Annotated in this window: 2 protein-coding genes; one reads left to right on the top strand and one right to left on the bottom strand. The window is 68.7% G+C overall.

All coding sequences use genetic code 11. The features are described 5' to 3' along the window. Positions 1 to 630: S8 family serine peptidase (locus tag ACIQ67_RS20685; protein WP_397536255.1), on the top strand; the 630-nt coding region annotated here is incomplete at its 5' end. A 33-nt stretch (positions 631 to 663) separates the two neighbouring features. Here the strand turns inward: ACIQ67_RS20685 and ACIQ67_RS20680 are convergent. Continuing rightward, positions 664 to 2520: M13 family metallopeptidase (locus ACIQ67_RS20680; protein ID WP_397536254.1), on the bottom strand; the 1857-nt coding region annotated here is incomplete at its 5' end.

Genomic DNA, 2520 nt, shown 5'->3' with positions numbered 1-2520 from the left:
GCGATCCTGTCCACCCTCAATGCGGGCACCACCACGCCAGGCGCCGATGTCTATGCCTATTACCAGGGAACCTCGATGGCGGCGCCGCATGTGGCCGGTGTGGCCGCGCTGATGTTCAGCGTCAAGCTGAGCGCCACGCCCGACCAGATCGCCGCGGCGCTGAGGAGCAGCGCGCGCGCCTTTCCTGGCAGCTGCAGCGGCTGCGGTGCCGGTTTGCTGGATGCGGCTGCGGCCGTCACGGCCATCGCCAGCGCCACCAGCAGCACGCCAAGCTATGCCGCGGTTGCTGAAGCCGAGAACAACAACACCCTGGCCCGGGCGCAGCCGATCGGCGCGCCCTCGCTGATCAGCGGCAGCCTTTCGTCCACCAGCGATGTCGACTACTTCGCCATCAGCCTGCCGCCCGGCAAGACGCTTGGCGCGCTGCTGACGCCGGCCGCCGGCAAGGACTACGACCTGCTGCTGCGCAATGCCGCCGGCACGCTGATTGCAGCCAGCCAGAAGAGCGGCGGCGGCGTGGTCGAGACGCTGAACTACATCAACGGCGGCAGCGTCGCCGTCACGCTGTATCTGCAGGTTCGCTATTTCAGCGGCGGAGGCGGGGCCTACAGCCTGCAGCTGAGCTGGTAAGCCGCCGGGCGGCCCGTCCGGGCCGCCGCAGCTTCACCAGATCCGGATCGGCTCGCTGGCCACCATCGGGTCGCCCGGCGTGCAGCCGAAGGCCTTGGCAAAGCTCGGCATATTGGACATTGGGCCCAACACGCGGAACTTGCCTGGCGAATGCTGGCCGGTGCGCAGCTGGTTGATCAGCAACTCGGTGCGCGACTTGTTGCGCCAGATCAGCGCGTTGGAGATGAAGAAGCGCTGCTCGGGCGTGTAGCCCGCGATCTTGTCGCGCTGGCCGCTGCGTGCCAGCGCCCGCTGCAGGCCCTCGAAGGCGATCGGCATGCCGGCCATGTCCGAGATGTTCTCGCCCAGCATCTGGTGGCCGTTGATGCGCTCACCCGGCAGGGGCTCATAGCCGCTGTAGAGCTCTGCCACACGCTCGGCGCGCACCTTGTAGGCGGCAGCATCGGCGGGCGTCCACCAGTCGGCCAGATTGCCGACGCTGTCGTACTGGCGGCCACGATCATCGAAGTGGTGCGTGATCTCATGGCCGATCACCATGCCGATGCCGCCATAGTTGACGGCGTCGTCCGCCTTGGCATCGAAGAAGGGCGGCTGCAGGATGCCGGCCGGGAACACGATCTCGTTCAGGCCGCCGGCAAAGGCATTGACGATGTGCGGGCTGGTGAACCAGCGCGAGCGGTCCACCGGCCGGTCCAATTCGGCCAGGCGCTGGGCGCTCTGCCAGGCCGCGGCGGCCAGCCCGTTGCCCGCATAGTCGTCGGCGCGCAGGCTCAGCCCGGCATAGTCGGGCCAGCGCTCGGGCGCGCCGATCTTCAGTGCCATTGCATCCAGCTTGAGCAGGGCCTGCTTCTTGGTGGGCGCACTCATCCAGTCCAGGCCCTCGATGCGCTCGCGCATTGCCGCCTTGATATCGGCCACCAGCTGCTGCGAGCGTTTCTGTGCCTCGGCCGGAAAGGCCTTGGCAACAAAAAGTTCGCCGAGGCCCAGGGCCACCGGCGCGCTGCCGGTGCGTCCGCCGATGGTCTGGATGACGGTCTCGATGCGCGGCTCCGGCGCCTTCAATCCGGAGATTGTGCGGCCGTGATAGGCGAAGTGCGCGTCGGCAAACACCTTGGGCAGGCGGCCCGCGCTGGCGTCCAGCAGCCGCAGGCTCAGGTAGTGGCGCCAGGTCGCCATCGGCGTGCTCTGCGCCAGCTCGGCCAGGCGCTTGGCGAACTCGGGCTGGCCGACGACGAACTGCGCCACGCCGTCGGGGCGGCCGCTATAGGCGCGCAAATACGCTGCCCAGTCGAAGCCGGGCGCGGCTTCGGCCAGGGCTCTGGCATCAAAGCGGTTGTAATTGGCGACCGGGTTGCGCATCTGCACCCGGCTGCGCGAGGCCTCGGCCAGGCGCGCCTCGAAGGCCATCAGCGCCTCGATATCGGCCTCGCTGGGCTTGAGGCCGGCGGCGTCCAGCAAAGTTCGGGCATAGACGCGGTAGGCCTGCTGCAGGCGGCGCGAGACCTCGTCGGTCTTGCTGTAGTCATCGCGGTCAGGCAGACCCAGGCCTGACTGTGAGAACAGCAGGGCATGGCGGCGCGTGTCCTTGGGGTCCTGCGCGACATAGGCGGCCAGCGGCGCGGCGATCTGCACGCGGTTCAGTGCGGCCAGCGCAGCGGGCAGGTCGGCCGGCTTGGCCAGCGCCTGGATCTGGTCCATCAGCGGCTGCAGCGACTTCAGGCCGCGCGCCTCGATGGCCGCCAGATCCAGCCCGCTGGCGTAGAAGGCCGCCACCAGTTTGAGGCCGGGGCTGGTCTGCAGGCCGGGCTTGTTGAGCAGCTCCGCCAGGCCTTGCTCAAGGATGGCGTCATTGGCCAGGCGCAGGTCGATGAAGCTGCCGATGCGGGCACG

Source organism: Roseateles sp. (assembly GCF_044373315.1).
Classification (GTDB): Bacteria; Pseudomonadota; Gammaproteobacteria; order Burkholderiales; family Burkholderiaceae_C; genus JACDQM01.
This window is presented reverse-complemented; position numbering and strand designations above follow the sequence as displayed.